The organism is Rhizobium sp. 10PS4, from assembly GCF_032464805.1.
Taxonomy (GTDB): Bacteria; Pseudomonadota; Alphaproteobacteria; order Rhizobiales; family Rhizobiaceae; genus Rhizobium; species Rhizobium laguerreae.
Window position 1 is genome coordinate 249579 of the sequence record NZ_JAWDIW010000003.1, and the last position, 20370, is coordinate 269948.

Genomic DNA, 20370 nt, shown 5'->3' on the forward strand with positions numbered 1-20370 from the left:
AGGCTGATCTAATGCATGATCCAGGCAAATTAAACCCGGGCGCGGATCTTCCTCGTCTTTCCGGCGGCGCTGCCGTCCGGTTCTCTCCGATGGCTGCCCTCAGCCTAACCCTCTCGCCCATCTCGTGGGGTGGGATGTCGCGTGGCATTGATACCCAAAATCCCTTAGCCGGGTGTGGCCAAAATGACTCAGGCCGCGCCGTTTGCTGCAACTTGAGCGCACAAAAAATTGCAGCTCCCATTGTTTCGCACTTGCAGCATCCCTATTTTGACTGTTGATAATGAACCAGCTGGAAAGGACAACCCGTCCGATCCTCCTATATGGGGAGCTGAGGGCGCCACTGCCGGGCTTTCGGCAGATCCGTTGACACAATAATACCGCTCGTACATCCTGATTTCCTTGTGACCTGCGCATGAAAATGTGCCGGCCCAGGGACTTTTGGCTCTTGGGGATGGCGTGCCTTATGAGGATCATACCGAGAATGAGCACGATCGAATCCAGCGTGTCCTCCATCCTGTTGGACCGGGTCGCTGAATGGCTGACGAACTCTTCGCTGGCCGGAGACGAGCTTGAAAACATCGTCCGCGGTTTCTGCGAAAGGCTCACTGCTGCGGGGCTGCCGCTTGCGCGTGTGCATCTTTCTTTTTCGATGTTGCACCCGCTCTACGATGCGCTGAGCTTCACCTGGCGGCGCGCCAGCGGCGTCACCATCGAGGGCTTCCGCATGCCTGCCGGGCAAAAGCCGGACCGCTTCCTGCAGAGCCCATATTATTACCTGCTCGACAACAATCTGCAGCACATCCGGCGCCGACTGATGCATGATGGGCCGAACGAATTTCCGATTTTCGAGGACCTGCGCAAGGACAGCATCACCGACTACCTCGCCTTCGTGCAGCCTTTCGGCGACGGCTCCGTGCAGGGCATGATGGGTTCCTGGTCGACGGACCATAATACCGGCTTTTCCGACGATATGATCGATGCGCTGCTCAGGATGCAGAACCATCTGGCGGTCGCCGCCAAGATGGCAGTGCTCGGCAAGCTCGCCAACAACATGCTGACCACCTATCTCGGCGGCGACGCCGGCAAGCGGGTGCTGAACGGCCAGATCCGCCGTGGCGACGGTGAGACGATCCGGGCAGCACTGGTCATGGGCGACATGCGCGAATCCACCATGTACGCCGAAAAGGAAGGCCGGCAGGCCTATATCGACACGCTGAACCAGTTCTTCGACGCGATCGCCGCCCCCTTCAACCGCAATGGCGGCGAGATCCTGAGTTTCCTCGGCGACGGCTTTCTCGCCGTCTATCCCTGCGGACGCCACAAGGACCCATCGAAAATCGCCTGCGAGGCGGCGCTTTCGGCCGTCCATCAGGCGCAGGCGCGGGTTGCCGAACTCAACAGGGACCGCGAGCAGAAAGGCTTGACCAGGATCGGCTACGGCATCGGCCTGCATGTCGGCAACGTGATGTTCGGCAATGTCGGCCTCAAGGACCGCCTGACCTTCTCCGCCTTCGGCTCGGCGGTCAACGAGGTGCAACGCCTGCAGATCCTGACCAAGAAATACGGCCGCGAGGTCGTCGCCAGCCAGGCCTTCGCCGGCTATTGCGGCGGCGAATGGACGACGCTCGGCGAAGAGAAGCTGCGCGGCATCCGCCAGAAGGTGACCGTGCTGCAGCCGCGCGCGCCGGCGCCCGCGATCAACGTCGACGAGAGCTTCCGCGAGGCCGTGCAGAACGGACTCTCAGAAGCCGAGCAGGTCATTCTCCTGCATCGCGATGCAAAGAAACATGTCGAGCGCACCAGCATGGAGAAGTTCATCCAGTAAGCGCCTGCAACCCCTCTCATAATCTGCGCGTCTCGCCCGGGGAACTTCGGCGGGACGTGGGGGTTTTTCTATGATTGTCATCAGCTAGACACCCCGTTTGCGGTACGGTAGTGTGCCTTAACGGGAACATAGAAGACTGGGGAATTTCATTGGTATGGCGTCTGCAGCGGATCTGTTGCGTATTGAAAATCTCGACGTCTCCTTCTCGGTTTTCGGTGACCGGCTACGCGTCGTAAAACAAGCCAATCTTCGCATCCTTCCTGGCAAGGTCACCGCTCTCGTTGGTGAATCCGGCTCGGGAAAATCGGTGATCAGTCAGTCGGTCATGGGCATCCTGCCCAATCCGGCCAAGGCGACGGGCAGCATCCTCTTCACCGATCCGCTCGACGGCAGCACGACCGATATTCTGTCCTTTCCGCGCGACAGTGAGGAAATGCGCGACCTGCGCGGCCGGCGCATGGCGACGATCTTCCAGGAGCCGATGACCTCGCTCTCGCCGCTGCATACGATCGGCAATCAGATCAGCGAGGTGCTGCTGATCCATACCAAAACCGACAAGCAGGAAGCCCGTGAAAAAACCGAGGAGATGCTTGGCCTGGTCGGCTTCGCCAATCCGCACCGCACCTACGACATGTATCCGTTCGAATTGTCCGGCGGCATGCGGCAGCGCGCGATGATCGCCATGGCGCTGATCTGCAAACCGGCGCTGCTGATCGCCGATGAGCCGACGACGGCGCTCGACGTGACGATCCAGGCGCAGATCCTGGAACTTCTCCGCGAACTGCAGGCGAAGCTCGGCATGGCGATGCTGCTGATTACCCACGATCTCGGCATCGTCGCCAACATGGCCGACGAGGTGGTCGTCATCTATCACGGCGAGATCATGGAAGCAGGACCGGTCGAGGCGATCTTCGGCGATCCGCAGCATCCCTATCTAAAGGGCCTGATGGCCGCCGTTCCGCATTTCGACATGAAGCCCGGCGAGCGGCTGAAGGCGCTGCGTGACGTACCGGTCAATCTCGAAGCCCTGGTCGGCAAGAAGAAGCCGCTCCAGGCAGAGGCGCCGGGCGTGCTGCTTTCCGTCACCAATCTCTCGAAGACTTACAAGACGCGCAAGCGCAGTTTCTTCGGCAAACATGAAGCCACCGTCCTGCGCGCCGTCGACGATGTCAGCTTCGACATCCGCCGCGGCGAATGTCTCGGCCTGGTCGGGGAGTCCGGCTGCGGCAAGACGACACTCAGCAAGATCCTGATGCGCGCCATCACACCCGACAGCGGCGCGGTGGTGTTCAACGACGGCAAGGAGGTCGTCGACGTCCTTTCCGTCAAAGGCGCCGAACTGCAGGACATGCGCACGAAGATCCAGATGGTGTTCCAGGACCCTGTCTCCTCGCTCTCGCCGCGCATGACGGTGCGCAACATTCTGAGTGAACCGCTCGAGATCCATGACCGCGGCGACAGTGACGAGCGCAAGCGCAAGGTCGAAGGGCTGATGGCGGCCATTGGCCTCGACAAGCGTTATCTCAGCCGTTACCCGCACAGTTTTTCAGGCGGGCAGCGCCAGCGCATCGGCATTGCCCGGGCGCTGGCGCTCGGGCCGAAGCTCGTCATCCTCGACGAGCCGGTCTCGGCGCTTGACGTCTCCGTGCAGGCGCAGATCCTCAACCTGTTGAAGGACCTGCAGAAGGAACTGGGTCTGACTTATCTCTTCATCTCGCACAATCTCGCAGTCGTCGATTACATGGCCGACCGCATCGCGGTGATGTGCAAGGGCCGCATCGTCGAGATCGCGCCACGCGAGATCATTCTGCGCGATCCGGTACACCCCTATACGAAATCGCTGCTCGCCGCCGTCCCCTTCCCCGATCTCGACCGGCCGCTCGATTTCAAGGCGCTCAGGGAAAACGGCGCCGCCGACAAGCAGAACTGGGGCGTGACCTTCACCGCCGAGCATGACGACGCGGCCGAGCTTGCCTATGCGGACCTCGGCGATGGCCATCTGGTGCGCGCCCGCAAGGGCGCCGATATCAGGGAGTTGCGCTGATGGTAACGCGTCGCATTTTTCTCGGCGGCCTCGTTGGTGCGGCGATCGCGCCCGCGGTGCTTCGGGCCGAACAGGCCGGCGAGCCGGAATTCCTCAAGGAGCGGCTGGCATCGGGTAGCCTGCCGCCGATGGCCGAGCGCATTCCCGCTCGCCCGCGCATCGTCAACCTGAAGGAGATGGGGCTGCAGCCCGGCACCTATGGCGGCACGGTGCGCACCATCATCGGCGGCCAGCGCGACATCCGGTTCATGACGATTTACGGCTATGCCCGCCTGGTCGGCTATGACAAGCACCTGCAGTTCCAGCCGGATATTCTGGCCGATTTCCATGCCGAGGACGAGAGGGTCTTCACTTTCACCCTACGCGAAGGCCATAAATGGTCAGACGGCCAGCCGTTCACGGCCGACGATTTCCGCTATTGGTGGGAAGACGTCATCCTGAACGAGAAGCTGACGCCCGGCGGCGGGGCGCTGGAGCTTCGTCCACATGGCAGCCTGCCGCGCTTCGAGATGCTCGATCCGCTGACGGTACGCTACACCTGGGAAAAGCCCAACCCGATGTTCCTGCCGACCCTGGCAGGGCCCTTGCCGCTCGTGATCGTCGGGCCGGCGCATTACCTGAAGCAGTTCCACAAGAAGTTTCAGTCCGACGAAGCGAAGATGGAACAGATGATGAAGGCCAGCCGCGTCAAGAAGTGGCAGGACCTGCACATCAAGATGGCGCGCTCCTACCGTCCTGAGAATCCGAACCTGCCGACCCTCGATCCCTGGCGCAACACGACGCCACTGCCGGCCGAGCAATTCGTCTTCGAGCGCAACCCGTTCTTCCACCGCGTCGACGAGACCGGCAGGCAGCTTCCCTATCTCGACCGTTTCGTCCTCAACGTCTCCTCCTCGTCGATCATCGCCGCCAAGGCCGGGGCCGGCGAAGCCGACCTGCAGGCGACCGGCATCGATTTCAACGACTACACTTTCCTGAAGGAAGCCGAGAAGCGTTTCCCGGTGAAGGTCAACCTCTGGAAGCTGGCGCGCGGCTCACGCATCACGCTCTTGCCGAACCTCAACTGTGCCGACGAGGTGTGGCGCGGCCTGTTCCGCGACGTGCGCCTGCGCCGGGCGCTGTCGCTCGCGATAAACCGGCACGAGATCAACATGGTCGCCTTTTACGGTCTGGGAACGCCGAGCGCTGACACCGTGCTGCCCGACAGCCCGCTCTTCAAACCCGAATATGCCGATGCCTTCGTCAAGTTCGATCCCGACGAGGCCAACCGCCTGCTCGACGAGCTCGGTTTGACCAGACGCGACGACGACGGCATCCGGCTGCTGCCGGACGGCCGGCGCGCCGAGATTACCGTCGAGACCGCCGGCGAAAGCAATCTCGATACCGACGTGCTGGAGCTGGTGCACGACCACTGGGCCAATATCGGCCTGGCGCTTTTTACCCGCACCTCGCAGCGCGACGTCTTCCGCAACCGCGCCATGAGCGGTTCGATCATGATGTCGATCTGGTACGGGCTCGACAATGGGGTGCCGACGGCCGATATGTCGCCCTCCGGGCTGGCGCCGACGCTCGACGATCAGCTGCAATGGCCGCTCTGGGGCATGCACTACCTCTCCGCCGGCCAGGAGGGCGTCGCACCCGACCTGCCGGAAGCCGCCGAACTGGTCGACCTGCTCAAACAATGGGGCTCGACGGCGAAGTTCGAGGAGCGCCAGGTGATCTGGCACAGGATGCTGTCGATCTATACGCAGCAGGTGTTCTCGATCGGCCTCATCAACAGCACGCCGCAGCCGATCCTTCGCGCCGCCAAGCTGCAGAACCTGCCGGACAAAGCGCTCTACGGCTTCGACCCCACCTCCTATCTCGGCGTCTACATGCCGGATGCATTCTGGTACAAGGAGGCCTGAGGCGTGCTCAGATACATTCTCTGGCGCATCGCCGCCATGGTGCCGACGCTCTTCGTCATTTCGGCGCTGGTCTTCACCATCATCGAGCTGCCGCCGGGCGACTTCTTCGAGAGCCAGATCGCCGAGCTGCGGGCCTCCGGCGAGACCGCCAATCTCCAGGAAATCGAGGAGATGCGCCAGCAATACGGCTTCGACAAGCCGGAGATCGTGCGCTATTTCTATTGGGTCGGCGGCATGCTGCACGGCGATTTCGGCTATTCCTTCGAATACCAGCTCCCGGTTTCGGACGTGGTCGGCGAACGGCTGTGGCTGACGATCCTCGTCTCCTTCACGACGATCCTGCTCACCTGGCTGATCGCCTTTCCGATCGGCATCTATTCGGCGACGCACCAGTACAGCTGGAGTGATTACGGGCTGACCTTCCTCGGCCTGCTCGGCATCGCCATTCCGAACTTCATGCTGGCGCTGATCCTGATGTATTTCGCCAATGTCTGGTTCGGTCTGTCGATCGGCCATCTGATGGATCAGCAATATCTCAACGAGCCGATGAGCTGGGAAAAGGCGCGGTCGATCCTCTCTCACCTGTGGATCCCCGTGATCATCGTCGGCACCGCCGGCACGGCCGGTATGATCCGGCGGCTGCGTGCCAACCTGCTCGACGAGATGCAGAAGCAGTATGTCGTCACTGCACGCGCCAAAGGCCTGCCGCCGCTGAAGGCGCTGGTCAAATATCCGCTGCGCATGGCGCTCAATTTCTTCGTCGCCGATATCGGCTCGATCCTGCCATCGATCATTTCGGGCGCCGAAATCGTGGCGATCGTGCTGTCGCTGGAAACGACAGGGCCGATGCTGATCAAGGCGCTGCAGAGCCAGGACATGTATCTCGCCGGCTCCTTCCTGATGTTTCTCGCCTTCCTCAACGTCATCGGCGTGCTGATCTCCGATATCGCCCTCGGCTTCCTCGATCCCCGCATCCGTCTGCAAGGCAGGAGCACCAAATAATGTCGCCCCTTCCCGCACCCGGCGCGCCGCTGCCGCACTACGTCTCGACCGCTCCCTTCGATCCCCAGGCGACCGAAAACTTGACGGCGGCGCAATCGCGCATCCATCTCGCCTCGCAGAAGCAGCTGATGTGGTGGAAGTTCAAGCAGCACAGGCTCGCCTTGATCTCCGGTTTCTTTCTCGCCGCGGTCTACCTGATGATCGTGATCGTCGAGTTTCTGGCGCCTTATGGCCTGCACACGCGCAATGTCGACTTCATCCACGCGCCGCCGCAGCGCGTCCACTTCTTCGACAAGGGCAATTTCGTCGGTCCCTTCGTCTACGGCCGCAGTATGGCGCTCGATCTCGACACGCTGCACCGCGTCTATACCGAAAGGCCGAACGACGTGCAGCCGATCCGTTTCTTCTGCCGCGGCGATGCCTACAAATTCTGGGGCCTTGTCACGTCGGACTATCATCTCGTCTGCCCGGCGATCGGCGGCCAGATGTTCCTGCTCGGTACCGACCGGCTCGGCCGCGACGTGCTTTCGCGCATCCTTTATGGCGCGCGGATATCGTTGACGATCGGCCTGATCGGCATTTCGATCAGCTTCGTTCTCGGCATCGTCATCGGCGGCCTTGCCGGTTATTGGGGCGGCTTTTTCGATCTCGTCGTCCAGCGCCTGATCGAAGTGTTGCAATCGCTGCCGAGCCTGCCGCTGTGGATGGCGCTGGCCGCCATCATGCCGGTGACGTGGAGCCCGATCGTCATCTATTTCGGCATAACGGTCATTCTCGGCATCATCGACTGGACCGGGCTTGCGCGCGCCGTGCGCTCCAAGCTGCTGGCGCTGCGCGAGGAGGATTACGTCCAGGCTGCGCAGCTGATGGGCGCCAGCACGCCGCGCATCATCGGCCGCCATCTGGTGCCTGGCTTCATGTCGCATCTCATTGCTTCGGCGACGATTTCGATCCCCAGCATGATCCTCGGCGAGACCGCGCTCTCCTTCCTAGGCCTCGGCCTTCGGCCGCCGATCACCAGCTGGGGCATTCTGCTGACGGAGGCAAAAAGCGTCAGCGTCATCGCCTTTTATCCCTGGCTGCTCTACCCGATCATTCCTGTTGTTCTTGTCATTTTGGCGTTCAACTTTCTGGGAGACGGCTTGCGTGATGCGGCAGATCCCTACAAATAGCAGGAAACGCGGCGGCCCATCACGGCACCGCCCCCGCCTCTTTGCCTCCGGACGGTGGGGGCACAAAGTATGTTGCTGACCCCAGAAGGGATGCCCATGTCCAGACGTCTCGAAGATGCGCGCATCCTCATGTACAGTCACGATACTTTCGGTCTCGGCCATCTGCGCCGCTGCCGCGCCATCGCCCATGCGCTGGTCGAGGATTATCGCGGCCTCAACATTCTCATCATTTCGGGAGCGACGATCGCCGGCGCCTTCGATTACCGCGCCCGCGTCGATTTTGTGAAGATCCCGAGCGTCATCAAGCTGCGCAACGGCGAATATACGTCGCTTGCCAGCCATATCGACCTGCACGAGACGCTGAAGATGCGTGAATCGAGCATCCGTCACACGGCCGAGACCTTCCAGCCGGACATCTTCATCGTCGACAAGGAGCCGATGGGATTGAAGGGCGAAGTCGAAGATACGCTCGCCTATCTCAAGGCCCGCGGCACGGTGCTGGTGCTGGGGCTGCGCGAGATCATGGACGCGCCGCATCTGCTCGAGGCCGAGTGGAAGAAGAACAGCATCATGCAGAAGATCGATCAATATTACGACAGCGTCTGGGTCTACGGTCCGCCGGAATTCTATGATCCGCTGATCGGCCTCGACGTGCCGCAAAGCCTGCGCCGGAAGATGGATTTCGTCGGCTTCCTGCAGCGCAGCGTCTCCAGGGGCAAGAGCTCGATCAACGCCCGCAAGGATAATTACCTGCTCGTCACCACGGGCGGCGGCGGCGACGGCTCCGATCTCGTCCACGACGTCATGAACGCCTACGAGGCCGATGCGACGCTGACGCAGAAAGCGCTCGTCGTGCTCGGGCCTTATATGCCGGCCGCCGAGCGCGCCAAGCTGGTGCAGAAGGGCGAAGCCATCCCCTATATCGAGGTGATCGAGTTCGACAACCACATGGAAGAGTTGATCGACGGCGCCACCGGCGTCGTCGCCATGGGCGGCTACAACACCTATTGCGAAATCCTCTCCTTCGATAAGCCGGCGCTCATCGTGCCGCGCGTCAAGCCGCGCGAGGAGCAGCTGCTGCGCGCCAAGCGGGCAAGCGAGCTCGGCCTCGTCGACATGTTGCTGCCGGACCAATCGGTCGACCCCACGATCATGGCCGAGGCGCTGAAACGCCTGCCCTCCCGCCAGCCGCCTTCGAAGAGCGGCGGCAACATGCGTCTCGAAGGGCTGGACCACATTTCACAGACCGTCGGCCGGTGGATCGACGGCCGCGGCAGCCACCTTTCCCTCGTCGGCGCGGAATAGGGCAAAGCCTTGCCGCCACGCCGCAAGATCCTCGTCGTGCTGAAAGGTTATCCTCGCCTTTCGGAGACCTTCATCGCCCAGGAGCTGCTCGGCCTCGAAAAGGCCGGCTTCGACCTGACGCTGATTTCGATGCGCCGGCCGACCGACAAGAAGCGCCATCCCGTGCATGACGAGATCCGGGCGCGCGTCGTCTATCTGCCGGAATATCTGCACGAGGAGCCGATCCGCGTGCTGAAGGGCCTCATCGCCGGTCTCGCGAAACCGGGCTTCAAGGCGCTGATGAAACGCTTCCTCGCCGACCTCAAGCGCGACATCTCCCGCAATCGCTTCCGCCGTCTCGGCCAGGCGCTGGTGCTGGGGCGCGAATGGCCGGACGAGGGTGAATGGCTGCATGCCCATTTCATCCACACGCCGGCCTCGGTGACGGAATATGCGAGCATCCTCACGGGCACGCCCTGGACCTGTTCGGCGCATGCCAAGGACATATGGACGTCGCCCGACTGGGAGCTGAACGAGAAACTCGGCAGCGCCCGCTGGACCGTCACCTGCACCAGGACGGGCTACGACCATATGCGGACGCTGACATCCCGCAAGGAGGCCGTGCACCTGAGTTACCACGGCCTCGATCTCGCCCGTTTCGGCCATTTCGCCGGCGAGCGTTCGAATCGCACCGGCAGCGAGCCCGGCGATCCGGCCTTGATCCTCAGCGTCGGCCGCGCCGTCGAGAAGAAGGGTTACGACGTGTTGCTGCGGGCGCTGGCACTTTTGCCCGCCGAGCTTCACTGGCGCATGGACCATATCGGCGGCGGCGAGGAGCTTGCGAAACTGAAAGTCCTGGCGACCGAACTCGGCATTTCCGGCCGCATCGTCTGGAAGGGCGCCATGGCGCAGGAAGACGTGCTCGATCATTACCGCCGCGCCGACCTCTTCGCACTTGCCTGCCGCATCGCCGCCAATGGCGACCGCGACGGCCTGCCGAACGTCCTGGTCGAAGCCTCCAGCCAGCGGCTCGTCTGCCTCTCGACCGACGTATCCGGCGTGCCGGAGCTCCTGAAGAACGGAGAAAACGGCCTCGTCGTGCCGCCGGAGGACCCGGCGCTGCTGGCCAACGCGCTGGAGGCGGCGATCCGCGACCCGGCACTGCGAAAGCGCCTCGGCGATGCCGCCGAAATCCAGGTGCGCGAATATTTCGACTATCACTCCAGCATCAGACAGCTCACCGGCCTGTTCGAGGCAGAATGGCAGAAGGCGTCATGACGGCACCGCGTATTTTCTTCTACGTCCAGCATCTGCTCGGCATCGGCCACATAGCCCGCGCCAGCCGCATCGCCAATGCATTGATCAAGGACGGTTTTGACGTGACTGTCGTGACCGGCGGCCTGCCGGTGCCGGGCTTTCCGGGCGAAGGCGTGAAGACCGTAGCCCTGCCGGCGGTCGTCGCCAGCAATGCCGGCTTCTCCGGCCTCGCCGATGCCGAGGGCCGACCGGCAGGCGAGGAATTCCTCAATATACGCCGCCAGCTGCTGCTCGACGCTTTTCATGCCGCAAAGCCCGATGTCGTCATCATCGAGGCCTTCCCCTTTGGCCGGCGACAGATGCGCTTCGAACTGCTGCCGCTGCTTGAGGCGATCGAAAAAGCCGAACTGCGGCCGAAACTCATAAGCTCGGTTCGCGACATCCTGCAGGAAAACCGCAAGGCCGGCCGCGACGCGGAGACCGTCGCGCTGGTGAAGGACCATTTCGATGCCGTGCTCGTCCACGGCGATCCCGGCTTTGTCAGGCTCGAAGACACTTTCCCGCTGACGTCAGAGATCGCCGACAGGCTGCGTTATACCGGCCTCGTCGCAGCCCCGCCGGCGCCGGAACCCGCCGAGACATTCGACATCATCGCATCGGCGGGCGGCGGTGCGGTCGGCGCCGCGCTGATCGGCGCGGCAAAAGAGGCGGCAGCGCTGCTGCCGGACAATCTTCGCTGGCTGCTGGTCGCCGGCCCGAACCTGCCCGAGGCCGATTTCGCCGCGCTGTCCGAGGACGCGGGCCCGAATGTGACGCTGGCGCGCTTCCGCAAGGATTTTCCCTCGCTGCTGCGCGGTGCGAAGGTTTCGATCTCGCAGGCCGGCTACAACACGGTCGGCGATCTCTTGCGCACCGAATGCCGGGCGATCCTCATCCCCTTCGTCGCCGGCGGCGAGACCGAGCAGACGGTGCGCGCCGAACGACTGCAGGCGCTCGGCCTCGCCGATATCCTGCCGGAGAACGGACTGACGTCGGGCCATGTGAAAGAGGCGGTCGAAAAGGCGCTTGCCGCACAGCCACGCGGGCCGGTCTTGCTCGACCTCGACGGGGCGGAGAAAACCGCCCTCATCATTCGCTCCATGATTGCCGAATCCCTCGCCTAATCCAAAATTCCTGTGATATAAGCAATGTTCCGGCGAGAATCGGCATTTTTGCAGCCGGTCGCTTCGCCTTGTTTTCATTGCGATATCGGCGGTCCGGCTGCATGGTCCTGTTCTTGAGAATCCTCCCCCGCACGGCGCCCGGATCGCGCCTCCGGAATTTCCCAGCAAGCTGACGGTTAGCCATGGAAAAAAGCCTCGCCCGCTACATCTGGAAGAACACGCGGCTGCAGCAGCTTTGGATCCTGGCCGTCGTCGCCGCATCGATGGTGCCCTATTTCCTGTCCTTCGACCTGCCGAAGCAGATCGTCAACGGACCGATTCAGGGCGACGGCTTCGAAGGTCCCGGCGCGCGGCAGACTTTCATGCACATTGCCTACGACATCCCGCTGATCGGCCATGTCGAATTCTTTGAAGGCCTGCAGCTCAACCGCTTCCAGATGCTGATGGCCCTCAGCCTGGTGTTTCTGGCGCTGGTGGTGCTGAACGGCCTCTTCAAATTCTACATCAACACCTATAAGGGCCGTCTCGGCGAGCGCATGCTGCGCCGCATCCGCTTCGAGCTGATCGACCGGGTGCTGCGCTTTCCGCCCATTCACTTCAAGCGGGTGAAATCGGCCGAGATCGCCACCATGATCAAGGACGAGGTGGAGCCGATGGGCGGCTTCACCGGCGACGCCTTCGTTTCCCCTGCTCTTCTCGGCGGCCAGGCGATAACGGCGCTCGTCTTCATCATCGTCCAGAATTTCTGGCTTGGCATGATCGCCGCCGGCATCGTCGGCGTGCAGGCCATCGTCATCCCCCGCATGCGCAAGCGCCTCTTGGAACTCGGCCGCCAGCGGCAGCTGACGGCGCGCGAACTCTCCGGCCGCGTCGGCGAAATCGTCGAGGGCATCGGCACGATCCACGGCAACGACACGTCGAATCTCGAACGCGCCGACATCGCCTCGCGGCTCGGACGGATTTTCTCGATCCGCTACGACCTTTACCAGTGGAAGTTCCTGGTGAAGTTCATCAACAACTTCCTCGCCCAGGTCACGCCGTTCCTGTTCTACGCGATCGGCGGCTATCTTGCGCTCCAGGGCCGGCTCGACATCGGCCAGCTTGTCGCCGTCATATCAGCCTACAAGGACCTGCCCGGCCCGCTGAAGGAACTGATCGACTGGGACCAGATGCGCCAGGACGTGCAGGTGAAATACCAGCAGGTCTACGAGCAGTTCAACGTCGAGCCGCTGATCGACAGCCGCATCCAGGAACTCGCAACTGCCCCGGTCGGCCCGTTGACTGGCGCGTTCGTCATCACCAATCTGACGCTCTCCGACGACAGCGGCGCCCGCATCGTCGACCACGTCTCCGTTGAGATCAAGCCGAACGAGACGGTGGCGATCGTCGGGCCGAACGGCAGCGGCGCTGAAGCCTTCGCCGAAGCGCTCGGACGCATGGTCTGGCCGGACTCCGGCCGTATCACCATCGACGGACGCGATCTCCTGGAGCTGCCAGAATCGATTACCGGCCGGCGGATCTCCTATGCCTCGGCGGACACTTTCTTCTTCCACGGGACGCTCGCCAGCAATCTGCTCTACGGCCTGAAACATGCGCCGATGACCGATCCGATTTACGACGAGCGGGAAGCACTGGAGTATAAATGGCATTCCGCCGAGGCGGAAAAGGCCGGCAATCCGACGCTCGACCTCAACAGCGACTGGGTGGACTACAAGGCTGCCGGCGCCAGCGGGCCCGAGGACCTGCTCACAGCAATCCGCCCGGTGCTCGACGCCGTCCTGATCTCGCAGGACATCCTCGATTTGGCGCTGCGCTCGACCGTCAACACCGACGTGCATGTGGCGCTCGGCGACCACGTCGTGGCGCTACGCGCCTCGCTCAGGGACCGGCTGCGCGACGAGGGGCTCGACACGATCGTCGTGCCTTTCGACTTCGATGCCTATAACGCCCAGGCGACGGTCGGCGAGAACCTGCTCTTCGGCACGATGAAGCGGCCGTTGATGACCAACCGGAGGCTGGCCGCGCATCCCTATTTCCAGCAGCTCTTCCGTGAGACCGGCCTCAGCACCGATCTCTACGCCATGGGCCTCGAGATCGCCGAAAACGCGGTGGAACTCTTCCACGACCTGCCGCCCGACCATCCATTCTTCCAGCAGCTGACCTTCATGACGGCGGACGACATCCCGACCTATCAGGCGTTGCTGCAGAAGCTGCAAAGCCGCCGCTTCGAGGACGCCACGCCGGAAGAACGTTCGGCCATCATCCGGCTGAGTTTTGCCTATATCGAGCCGCGCCATCGCTTCGGCTTGCTGCCGAACGAGCTCATGGACAAAATCGTCAGCGCCCGCAAGCAGTTCCACGAGCATATTCCGGCCGATCTCGCCGAGCTGATCGAGCGTTACGACGCCGAGCGTTTCACCCCGTCGGCAAGCCTGATGGACAATGTGCTCTTCGGCCGTATCGCCTATCAGCAGGCCGACGCTTCCGACCGCATCCGCGGCATCATGGGCGAACTCTTCGATGCGCTCGACCTTTATGACGACGTGCTGTCGATCGGCCTCGAATTCGACGTCGGCTCCGGCGGCAAACGACTGACCATGGTGCAGCGGCAGAAGCTGAACCTGGCCCGCGCGCTGTTGAAGCGCTCGGACTATTTCATCTTCAACCGGCCGCTGTCGGCGCTTGACCAGCGCGTTCAAGATCAGATCACCCGCAACATCATCGAGGGCCTGCACGAAGAAGGCCATCGGCCGGCGATCATCTGGGTGCTCTCCAACGCCCGGCAGGCCGAGATGTTCGACCGGATCCTGCTCTTTGACCGCGGCGGATTGGCGGAGGCCGGAAACTATCCGGAACTTTCCGCGAAAAACGGGATGTTCAAGGAACTGTTATCGTAATATTCTATAGGGGCGGCGATGGTGGGTGTTCCTGATGGGGACGCCTCGAAGTTTGAAGATGCCTGGTCCTGCGGGACCCTGCATCAGGGGATTGAAACGCTCATGCTGTTGAGAGACGAAGTCGAAATGCTCCGAAGGGTGCCGATCTTTTCAAGGATCGCGCCAGCAAAGCTCAAGCTTTTGGCCTTTACCTCCGATCGCATGACCTACAAGGCCGGACAGGACCTTTTCCATCAGGGCGATGTCGGTGATGCCGCCTATGTCGTCCTCTCGGGCACCGCCGACGTCGTCGTCGCATCACCGGCCGGCGAGATCAAGGTCGCTGACGTCGAACCCAATTCCATCGTCGGCGAAATCGCCATCCTCTGCGATGTCTCGCGCACGGCAACGGTCCGCGCCACCTCGTCGCTAGAGGTGCTGCGCATCAGCAAGGAGCATTTCCTGAAGCTGCTCAGCGATTTCCCCGAAATGGCCGTGGAAATCATGCGGGTGCTGGCCGACCGCCTGAACCACACCACCGCGGAACTAACCGCGGCCCGGGCGGCGAAGCAGCCTCAGATGGCGCAGTAAGGTTTTTCAGGATTTCGCCGGCCATTTCCGTGCGCCTGTACGAAGCGCAAAATTCCAGCTGTTGATCTTTTGGCGAACATGACAGCTCACCATAAAAGATGTGCGTGAGATGACCGGTTCCGTTCCAGCGATGCGTCCAGGCCGGCAGATCTCCGGCTGATGGACAAGAAAATCGGCTGACTCTCCACCTCATCAAGCTGACTTGTCGCGACACCGACATTCTGTTCGGCGATGAACTGAATTGCTTTCTTGCGATCTGATGTTGCTTTCGCACGCCGGGCAAATGCCTGCATGGCTTCCCATGCAGGCCATTTGTTCGACTGCGTCTATTCCCGCTGCTCCAGCGCCCTGCTGAAGGCAAGTGCTGCAAGCGTGCAGATGGCGCCGGACAGCAGGTAGTAACCGACGAAAGTCAGGCCGAAGCGGCTGGAGAGGCTGAGCGCCACCAGCGGCGCAAAACCCGCACCGATCAACCAGGCCAGATCCGATGTGAAGGCGGCACCAGTATAGCGGTAGCCGCGGCCGAAGCGGGACGAGATCGAGCCCGTCGCCTGGCCGAAGGAAAGGCCGAGCACGCCGAAGCCGATGATGACGAAAGCGTCATGGCCGCTGTTGCCGGATGCGATCAGGCTCGGCCCAACGAAGCTGAAGACGGCGATGATGACGGCGCAGATGGCAAGCTGGGCGCGCCGGCCGATGCGGTCGGCAATCAGTCCTGATGCAATGATGGTGATGATCCCGACCATGGCGCCGACCACCTGCACCACCATGAAGGTGCCGATCGGCTGGTTGCCATAAAGGCTCATCCAGCCGAGCGGGAAAATGGTGACGAGGTGGAACATGGCGAAGCTTGCGAGCGGCACGAAAGCGCCGATCAGAATGTCGCGGCCGTGAACGCGCAGCACGTCGAGAATGGGAGCTGCTTCCAGCTCATGCTGCTCCAGCAGCGTGCCGAATTCCTTGGTCATGACGAGCCGCAAACGCGCAAACAGCGCTACGACGTTGATCGCGAAGGCGACGAAGAAGGGATAACGCCAGCCCCAGGAGAGGAAATCCTCACTGGAAAGATTGGCGACGAAATAACCGAACAAGGTGCTGGCCAGCGCAAAACCGATCGGCGCACCGAGCTGCGGGATCATCGCATACCAGCCGCGGTGTTTGGCCGGCGCGTTGAGCGCCAGCAGCGAGGCAAGACCGTCCCAGGCGCCGCCGAGCGCGAAGCCCTGGCCGAGGCGGAAGAGCGCCAGCAACGCGATCGACCAGACGCCGATCTCGTTGTAACCCGGCAGGAAGGCGATCGAGGCCGTGGAGCCGCCAAGCAGGAAGAGCGCGATCGTCAGCTTGGTGCCACGGCCGTACAGCCGATCGATCGTCATGAAGACGACGGAGCCGACGGGGCGAGCCAGGAAGGCAAGCGAGAAGATAGCGAAGGAATAGAGCGTGCCCGTCAGCCTGTCCGGAGCGAAAGGGAAAATCAGCTGTGGAAAGACCAGGACCGAGGCGAGGCCGTAGACGAAGAAATCGAAGAATTCCGACATGCGGCCTATCACCACGCCGATGGCGATGCTGCCCGGCGAAACCGGCTTGTCGTCGTGAATGCGCCGCGCGTCGCGTTCCAGCGACGACGATGACGGTCCGTAATGCGTTGTTTCAGCCATGAAACGCCTCCCTCGTTGAGGCGCTTTCGGCAGGGCGCCTCAACCTGATCTTGATCAAACCTGCAGGCTTATCAAGTCCGTAAGACGTAAATAGTTCATCATCACGGCTCAAAATGAGGCGTGGACGGAAAAAAGAGCGTGATCCGGAGCGCGATTTTTCCCGGGAACGCTGGCTTGGCCGGCTCTTGCGGATATATTGATCTGAAACATGCGCTGGGCAAGGAATCCTTCTTGATTTCATCAGGATTCCAAAGCTGTAGTGCACCATGATTTGTGCCGCAGCGCGGCATCATTGCTGCACTGCGACCAAACACCTCATGTCGCTATCAGGTTCAGTGCGTTAGTCGCGGAACGAACGAAACAACAAGAGCTTAGAGACGTGTTAAAACTCATGAAGTTTTCCCGCCTTCTATCCGTCTTGCCGCTGCTTTTCCTGGCAGGATGCAACATGGTGGTCATGGCGCCCTCCGGCGACATCGCCGCGCAACAGCGCGATCTCATCGTCATCTCGACGGTACTGATGCTTTTGATCATCATACCGGTGATCTTCCTGACGCTGTTCTTCGCCTGGCGCTACCGCCGCTCCAATACGGCTGCAACTTACGCGCCGGAATGGCACCATTCGACCCGCCTCGAAATCGTGATCTGGTCAGCGCCGCTTGCGATCATCATTGCGCTCGGCGCCGTGACCTGGATTTCCACGCATAAGCTCGATCCCTACCGCCCGCTCGACCGCCTTGATGCCGAGCGTGCCATTCCGGCCGATACCAAGCCGCTGATCGTCGAGGTCGTGGCGCTCGACTGGAAGTGGCTGTTCTTCTATCCCGAACTCGGCATCGCCACCGTCAACGAACTGGCTGCTCCGGTCGACGTTCCGATCAATTTCAAGATCACCGCCTCCTCGGTGATGAACTCCTTTTATATCCCTGCCCTGGCCGGCCAGATCTACGCGATGCCCGGCATGGAGACGAAGCTGCACGCCGTCATCAACCGGCAAGGCGAATATGAGGGCTTCTCCGCCAATTACAGCGGAAGCGGCTTCTCGCACATGCGCTTCAAGTTCCACGGCCTCGATCAAGCGGGCTTTGACGCCTGGGTGGCGCAGGTCAAGCAGCAGGGCACGATGCTCAACCGCGACGCTTATCTGAAACTCGAGAAGCCGAGCGAGAAGGAACCGGTGCGTTATTATGCCGGCGCCGATGCCGACCTTTACAACGCCATCCTCAACATGTGCGCCACTCCGGGCAAGATGTGCATGAACGAGATGATGCACATCGACATGATGGGCGGCGGCGGCAAGGAAAGTGCGGAGAACCGCGAGAAGCTGCAATACGACAACCGTCATGCCGACGAAGGCATCGTGGCGCCCGCCGCCACCGTGCCGGCGACCGGGGCTCCGGCACGCAGCGAGCCTGCCGAGCGGACCGACGGCATGCAGCACGACATGCCCGGCATGGACATGCAGCATGAGGGTCATTCCATGCCCGGCACGGACAACGGCGCCACTCCGGCGCCGGCGCAGCTCAACAACAACAATTAACCTGGCGCTTTGCGTCGCAAGACATAATGAACGGGTTGTTCCATGTTTTCCAATCCTGACCTCCTGAAGTTCGTCTTCGGCCGGTTGACCCTCGATGCCATCCCCTATCACGAGCCGATCCTGGTCGTGACCTTCATCGGCGTCGTCATCGGCGGTCTCGCTGTGCTCGGCATCATCACCTATTTCAAGTTCTGGGGTCCGCTCTGGCGCGACTGGATCTGCAGCGTCGATCACAAGAAGATCGGCATCATGTATGTGATCCTCGCCGTCATCATGCTGCTGCGCGGCTTTTCCGACGCGATCATGATGCGCGTCCAGCAGGCGATCGCCTTCAACGGCGCGGAGGGCTATCTGCCGCCGCACCATTACGACCAGGTCTTCACCGCCCACGGCGTCATCATGATCTTCTTCGTGGCGATGCCCTTCGTCACCGGTCTGATGAACTTCGTGGTGCCGCTGCAGATCGGCGCGCGCGACGTCTCCTTCCCCTTCCTCAACAACTTCTCTTTCTGGATGACCACCGCCGGCGCGATCATCATCATGCTGTCGCTGTTCATTGGCGAATTCGCCCAGACCGGCTGGCTCGCCTACCCGCCGCTGTCGGGCGCAGCCTACAGTCCGGGCGTCGGCGTCGATTATTATATCTGGGGCCTGCAGGTGGCCGGTGTGGGGACGACGCTTTCGGGCATCAACCTGATCGCCACCATCGTCAAGATGCGTGCGCCGGGCATGACCTTCATGAAGATGCCGGTCTTCACCTGGACCGCGCTCTGCACCAACGTGCTGATCGTCGCCTCGTTCCCGATCCTGACGGCAACGCTGGCGCTTCTGTCGCTCGACCGCTATGCCGGGACGAACTTCTTTACCAATGACCTCGGCGGCAACCCGATGATGTACATCAATCTCATCTGGATCTGGGGTCATCCTGAAGTCTACATTCTCGTGCTGCCGGCCTTCGGCATCTTCTCGGAAGTCGTCGCCACCTTCTCCGGCAAACGTCTCTTCGGCTACGCCTCTATGGTCTACGCCACCTGCGTGATCATGATTCTGTCTTACATCGTCTGGCTGCACCACTTCTTCACGATGGGCTCGGGCGCTTCCGTCAATTCCTTCTTCGGCATCACCACGATGATTATCTCGATCCCGACCGGGGCGAAGATCTTCAACTGGCTCTTCACCATGTATCGCGGCCGCATCCGCTTTGAGGTGCCGATGCTGTGGACGGTCGGTTTCATGGTGACCTTCGTCATCGGCGGCATGACCGGCGTTATGCTCGCCGTGCCGCCGGCCGACTTCGTGCTGCACAATTCGCTGTTTCTCATCGCCCACTTCCACAACGTCATCATCGGCGGCGTTCTCTTCGGCATGTTCGCCGGCGTGAACTACTGGTTTCCGAAGGCCTTCGGCTTCAAGCTCGATCCCTTCTGGGGCAAGATGAGCTTCTGGTTCTGGCAGATCGGCTTCTGGTTCGCCTTCATGCCGCTCTACGTGCTCGGCCTGATGGGCGTCACCCGCCGCGTGAGCCAGTTCGAGGATCCGTCGCTGCAGATCTGGTTCATCATCGCCGCTTTCGGCGTCGGCCTGATCGCGCTCGGTATCGCCGCCTTCCTCATCCAGATCGTCGTCAGCTTCATGAAACGCGAGGAGTTGCGCGACGATAGTGGCGATCCCTGGGATGGCCGCACGCTGGAATGGTCGACCTCTTCGCCGCCGCCGGATTACAACTTCGCCTTCACGCCCGTCGTCCACGACCATGACAGCTGGTACGACATGAAGAACCGTGGTTATGCGCGTCCGCTGGAAGGCTTCCGGCCGATCCACATGCCGAAGAACACCGGCACCGGCGCAATCCTGTCGGCCATCAGCGTCGCCCTCGCCTTCGGCCTGATCTGGTATATGTGGTGGTTGGTGGCCGTCTCCTTCGTCGCCATGCTGGTCGTCGCGATCGGTCATACCTTCAACTACAGACGCGACTTTCACATCCCCGCCGAAGAGGTGACCGAAACGGAAGGCAAGCGCACGGCGTTGCTTGCCGAGCAGGTGTAATGACC

14 protein-coding genes are annotated in these 20370 nt (G+C 61.8%); 12 read left to right on the forward strand and 2 right to left on the reverse strand.

The genetic code is table 11. From position 1 onward, the window contains the following. Positions 1-481: 481 nt before the first annotated feature. The 10 genes from RWJ89_RS06980 (at position 482) to RWJ89_RS07025 (ending at position 15121) form a co-directional block, all read left to right on the forward strand. The gene (locus RWJ89_RS06980; RefSeq protein WP_221956001.1) at positions 482-1825 is read left to right on the forward strand and encodes an adenylate/guanylate cyclase domain-containing protein; all 1344 of its coding nucleotides are present in this window, start codon (positions 482-484) and stop codon (positions 1823-1825) included. Positions 1826-1979: 154 nt separating this feature from the next. Continuing rightward, positions 1980-3869 carry an ABC transporter ATP-binding protein gene (locus RWJ89_RS06985; RefSeq protein WP_316030749.1) on the forward strand — a complete coding sequence of 630 codons (1890 nt, stop codon included), beginning with the start codon at positions 1980-1982 and terminating at the stop codon, positions 3867-3869. Continuing rightward, positions 3869-5776, forward strand: a complete 1908-nt coding sequence (locus RWJ89_RS06990) for an ABC transporter substrate-binding protein (protein ID WP_168344290.1) — start codon at positions 3869-3871, stop codon at positions 5774-5776. Before RWJ89_RS06985 ends, RWJ89_RS06990 begins: the two co-directional genes overlap by 1 nt. Before the next feature lie 3 nt (positions 5777-5779). Next, positions 5780-6778, forward strand: coding sequence for an ABC transporter permease (locus RWJ89_RS06995; RefSeq protein ID WP_025397708.1), 999 nt, complete (start codon positions 5780-5782; stop codon positions 6776-6778). Then, positions 6778-7950 carry an ABC transporter permease gene (locus tag RWJ89_RS07000; RefSeq protein ID WP_316030750.1) on the forward strand — a complete coding sequence of 391 codons (1173 nt, stop codon included), beginning with the start codon at positions 6778-6780 and terminating at the stop codon, positions 7948-7950. The genes RWJ89_RS06995 and RWJ89_RS07000 overlap by 1 nt, the downstream gene beginning before the upstream one ends. Before the next feature lie 96 nt (positions 7951-8046). Further along, positions 8047-9255, forward strand: a complete 1209-nt coding sequence (locus RWJ89_RS07005; protein ID WP_077979952.1) for a glycosyltransferase family protein — start codon at positions 8047-8049, stop codon at positions 9253-9255. Between the two features lie 9 nt (positions 9256-9264). Next, positions 9265-10512 carry a glycosyltransferase gene (locus tag RWJ89_RS07010; RefSeq protein ID WP_221996145.1) on the forward strand — a complete coding sequence of 416 codons (1248 nt, stop codon included), beginning with the start codon at positions 9265-9267 and terminating at the stop codon, positions 10510-10512. Then, positions 10509-11654 (forward strand): glycosyltransferase family protein, encoded by a 1146-nt coding sequence (locus RWJ89_RS07015; RefSeq protein WP_168259264.1) that lies wholly within the window; start codon positions 10509-10511, stop codon positions 11652-11654. Before RWJ89_RS07010 ends, RWJ89_RS07015 begins: the two co-directional genes overlap by 4 nt. A gap of 182 nt (positions 11655-11836) precedes the next feature. Next, positions 11837-14551, forward strand: a complete 2715-nt coding sequence (locus RWJ89_RS07020) for an ABC transporter transmembrane domain-containing protein (RefSeq protein WP_132613648.1) — start codon at positions 11837-11839, stop codon at positions 14549-14551. Positions 14552-14653: 102 nt separating this feature from the next. Beyond that, positions 14654-15121 carry a cyclic nucleotide-binding domain-containing protein gene (locus tag RWJ89_RS07025; RefSeq protein ID WP_077979955.1) on the forward strand — a complete coding sequence of 156 codons (468 nt, stop codon included), beginning with the start codon at positions 14654-14656 and terminating at the stop codon, positions 15119-15121. Between the two features lie 86 nt (positions 15122-15207). On the opposite strand, the gene RWJ89_RS07030 is transcribed toward RWJ89_RS07025, so the two are convergent. Further along, the gene (locus RWJ89_RS07030; protein ID WP_244735463.1) at positions 15208-15414 is read right to left on the reverse strand and encodes a hypothetical protein; all 207 of its coding nucleotides are present in this window, start codon (positions 15412-15414) and stop codon (positions 15208-15210) included. Between the two features lie 33 nt (positions 15415-15447). After that, positions 15448-16779, reverse strand: coding sequence for an MFS transporter (locus RWJ89_RS07035; protein WP_025397702.1), 1332 nt, complete (start codon positions 16777-16779; stop codon positions 15448-15450). 379 nt (positions 16780-17158) lie between these two features. Between RWJ89_RS07035 and cyoA the strand changes: the two genes are divergently transcribed. After that, positions 17159-18319 (forward strand): ubiquinol oxidase subunit II, encoded by a 1161-nt coding sequence (gene cyoA / locus RWJ89_RS07040; protein ID WP_077979956.1) that lies wholly within the window; start codon positions 17159-17161, stop codon positions 18317-18319. A gap of 42 nt (positions 18320-18361) precedes the next feature. Further along, positions 18362-20365 carry a cytochrome o ubiquinol oxidase subunit I gene (cyoB, locus tag RWJ89_RS07045; protein WP_316030751.1) on the forward strand — a complete coding sequence of 668 codons (2004 nt, stop codon included), beginning with the start codon at positions 18362-18364 and terminating at the stop codon, positions 20363-20365. Positions 20366-20370: the final 5 nt, after the last annotated feature.

What these genes read in the sequence shown, in the direction of transcription:
- RWJ89_RS06980 (WP_221956001.1), top strand. Translation starts at nt 482, where the DNA reads ATGAGCACGATCGAATCCAGCGTGTCCTCCATCCTGTTGGACCGGGTC.
- RWJ89_RS06985 (WP_316030749.1), top strand. Translation starts at nt 1,980, where the DNA reads ATGGCGTCTGCAGCGGATCTGTTGCGTATTGAAAATCTCGACGTCTCC.
- RWJ89_RS06990 (WP_168344290.1), top strand. Translation starts at nt 3,869, where the DNA reads ATGGTAACGCGTCGCATTTTTCTCGGCGGCCTCGTTGGTGCGGCGATC.
- RWJ89_RS07000 (WP_316030750.1), top strand. Translation starts at nt 6,778, where the DNA reads ATGTCGCCCCTTCCCGCACCCGGCGCGCCGCTGCCGCACTACGTCTCG.
- RWJ89_RS07005 (WP_077979952.1), top strand. Translation starts at nt 8,047, where the DNA reads ATGTCCAGACGTCTCGAAGATGCGCGCATCCTCATGTACAGTCACGAT.
- RWJ89_RS07015 (WP_168259264.1), top strand. Translation starts at nt 10,509, where the DNA reads ATGACGGCACCGCGTATTTTCTTCTACGTCCAGCATCTGCTCGGCATC.
- RWJ89_RS07020 (WP_132613648.1), top strand. Translation starts at nt 11,837, where the DNA reads ATGGAAAAAAGCCTCGCCCGCTACATCTGGAAGAACACGCGGCTGCAG.
- RWJ89_RS07025 (WP_077979955.1), top strand. Translation starts at nt 14,654, where the DNA reads ATGCTGTTGAGAGACGAAGTCGAAATGCTCCGAAGGGTGCCGATCTTT.
- RWJ89_RS07030 (WP_244735463.1), bottom strand. Translation starts at nt 15,414, where the DNA reads ATGCAGGCATTTGCCCGGCGTGCGAAAGCAACATCAGATCGCAAGAAA.
- RWJ89_RS07035 (WP_025397702.1), bottom strand. Translation starts at nt 16,779, where the DNA reads ATGGCTGAAACAACGCATTACGGACCGTCATCGTCGTCGCTGGAACGC.
- cyoB (WP_316030751.1), top strand. Translation starts at nt 18,362, where the DNA reads ATGTTTTCCAATCCTGACCTCCTGAAGTTCGTCTTCGGCCGGTTGACC.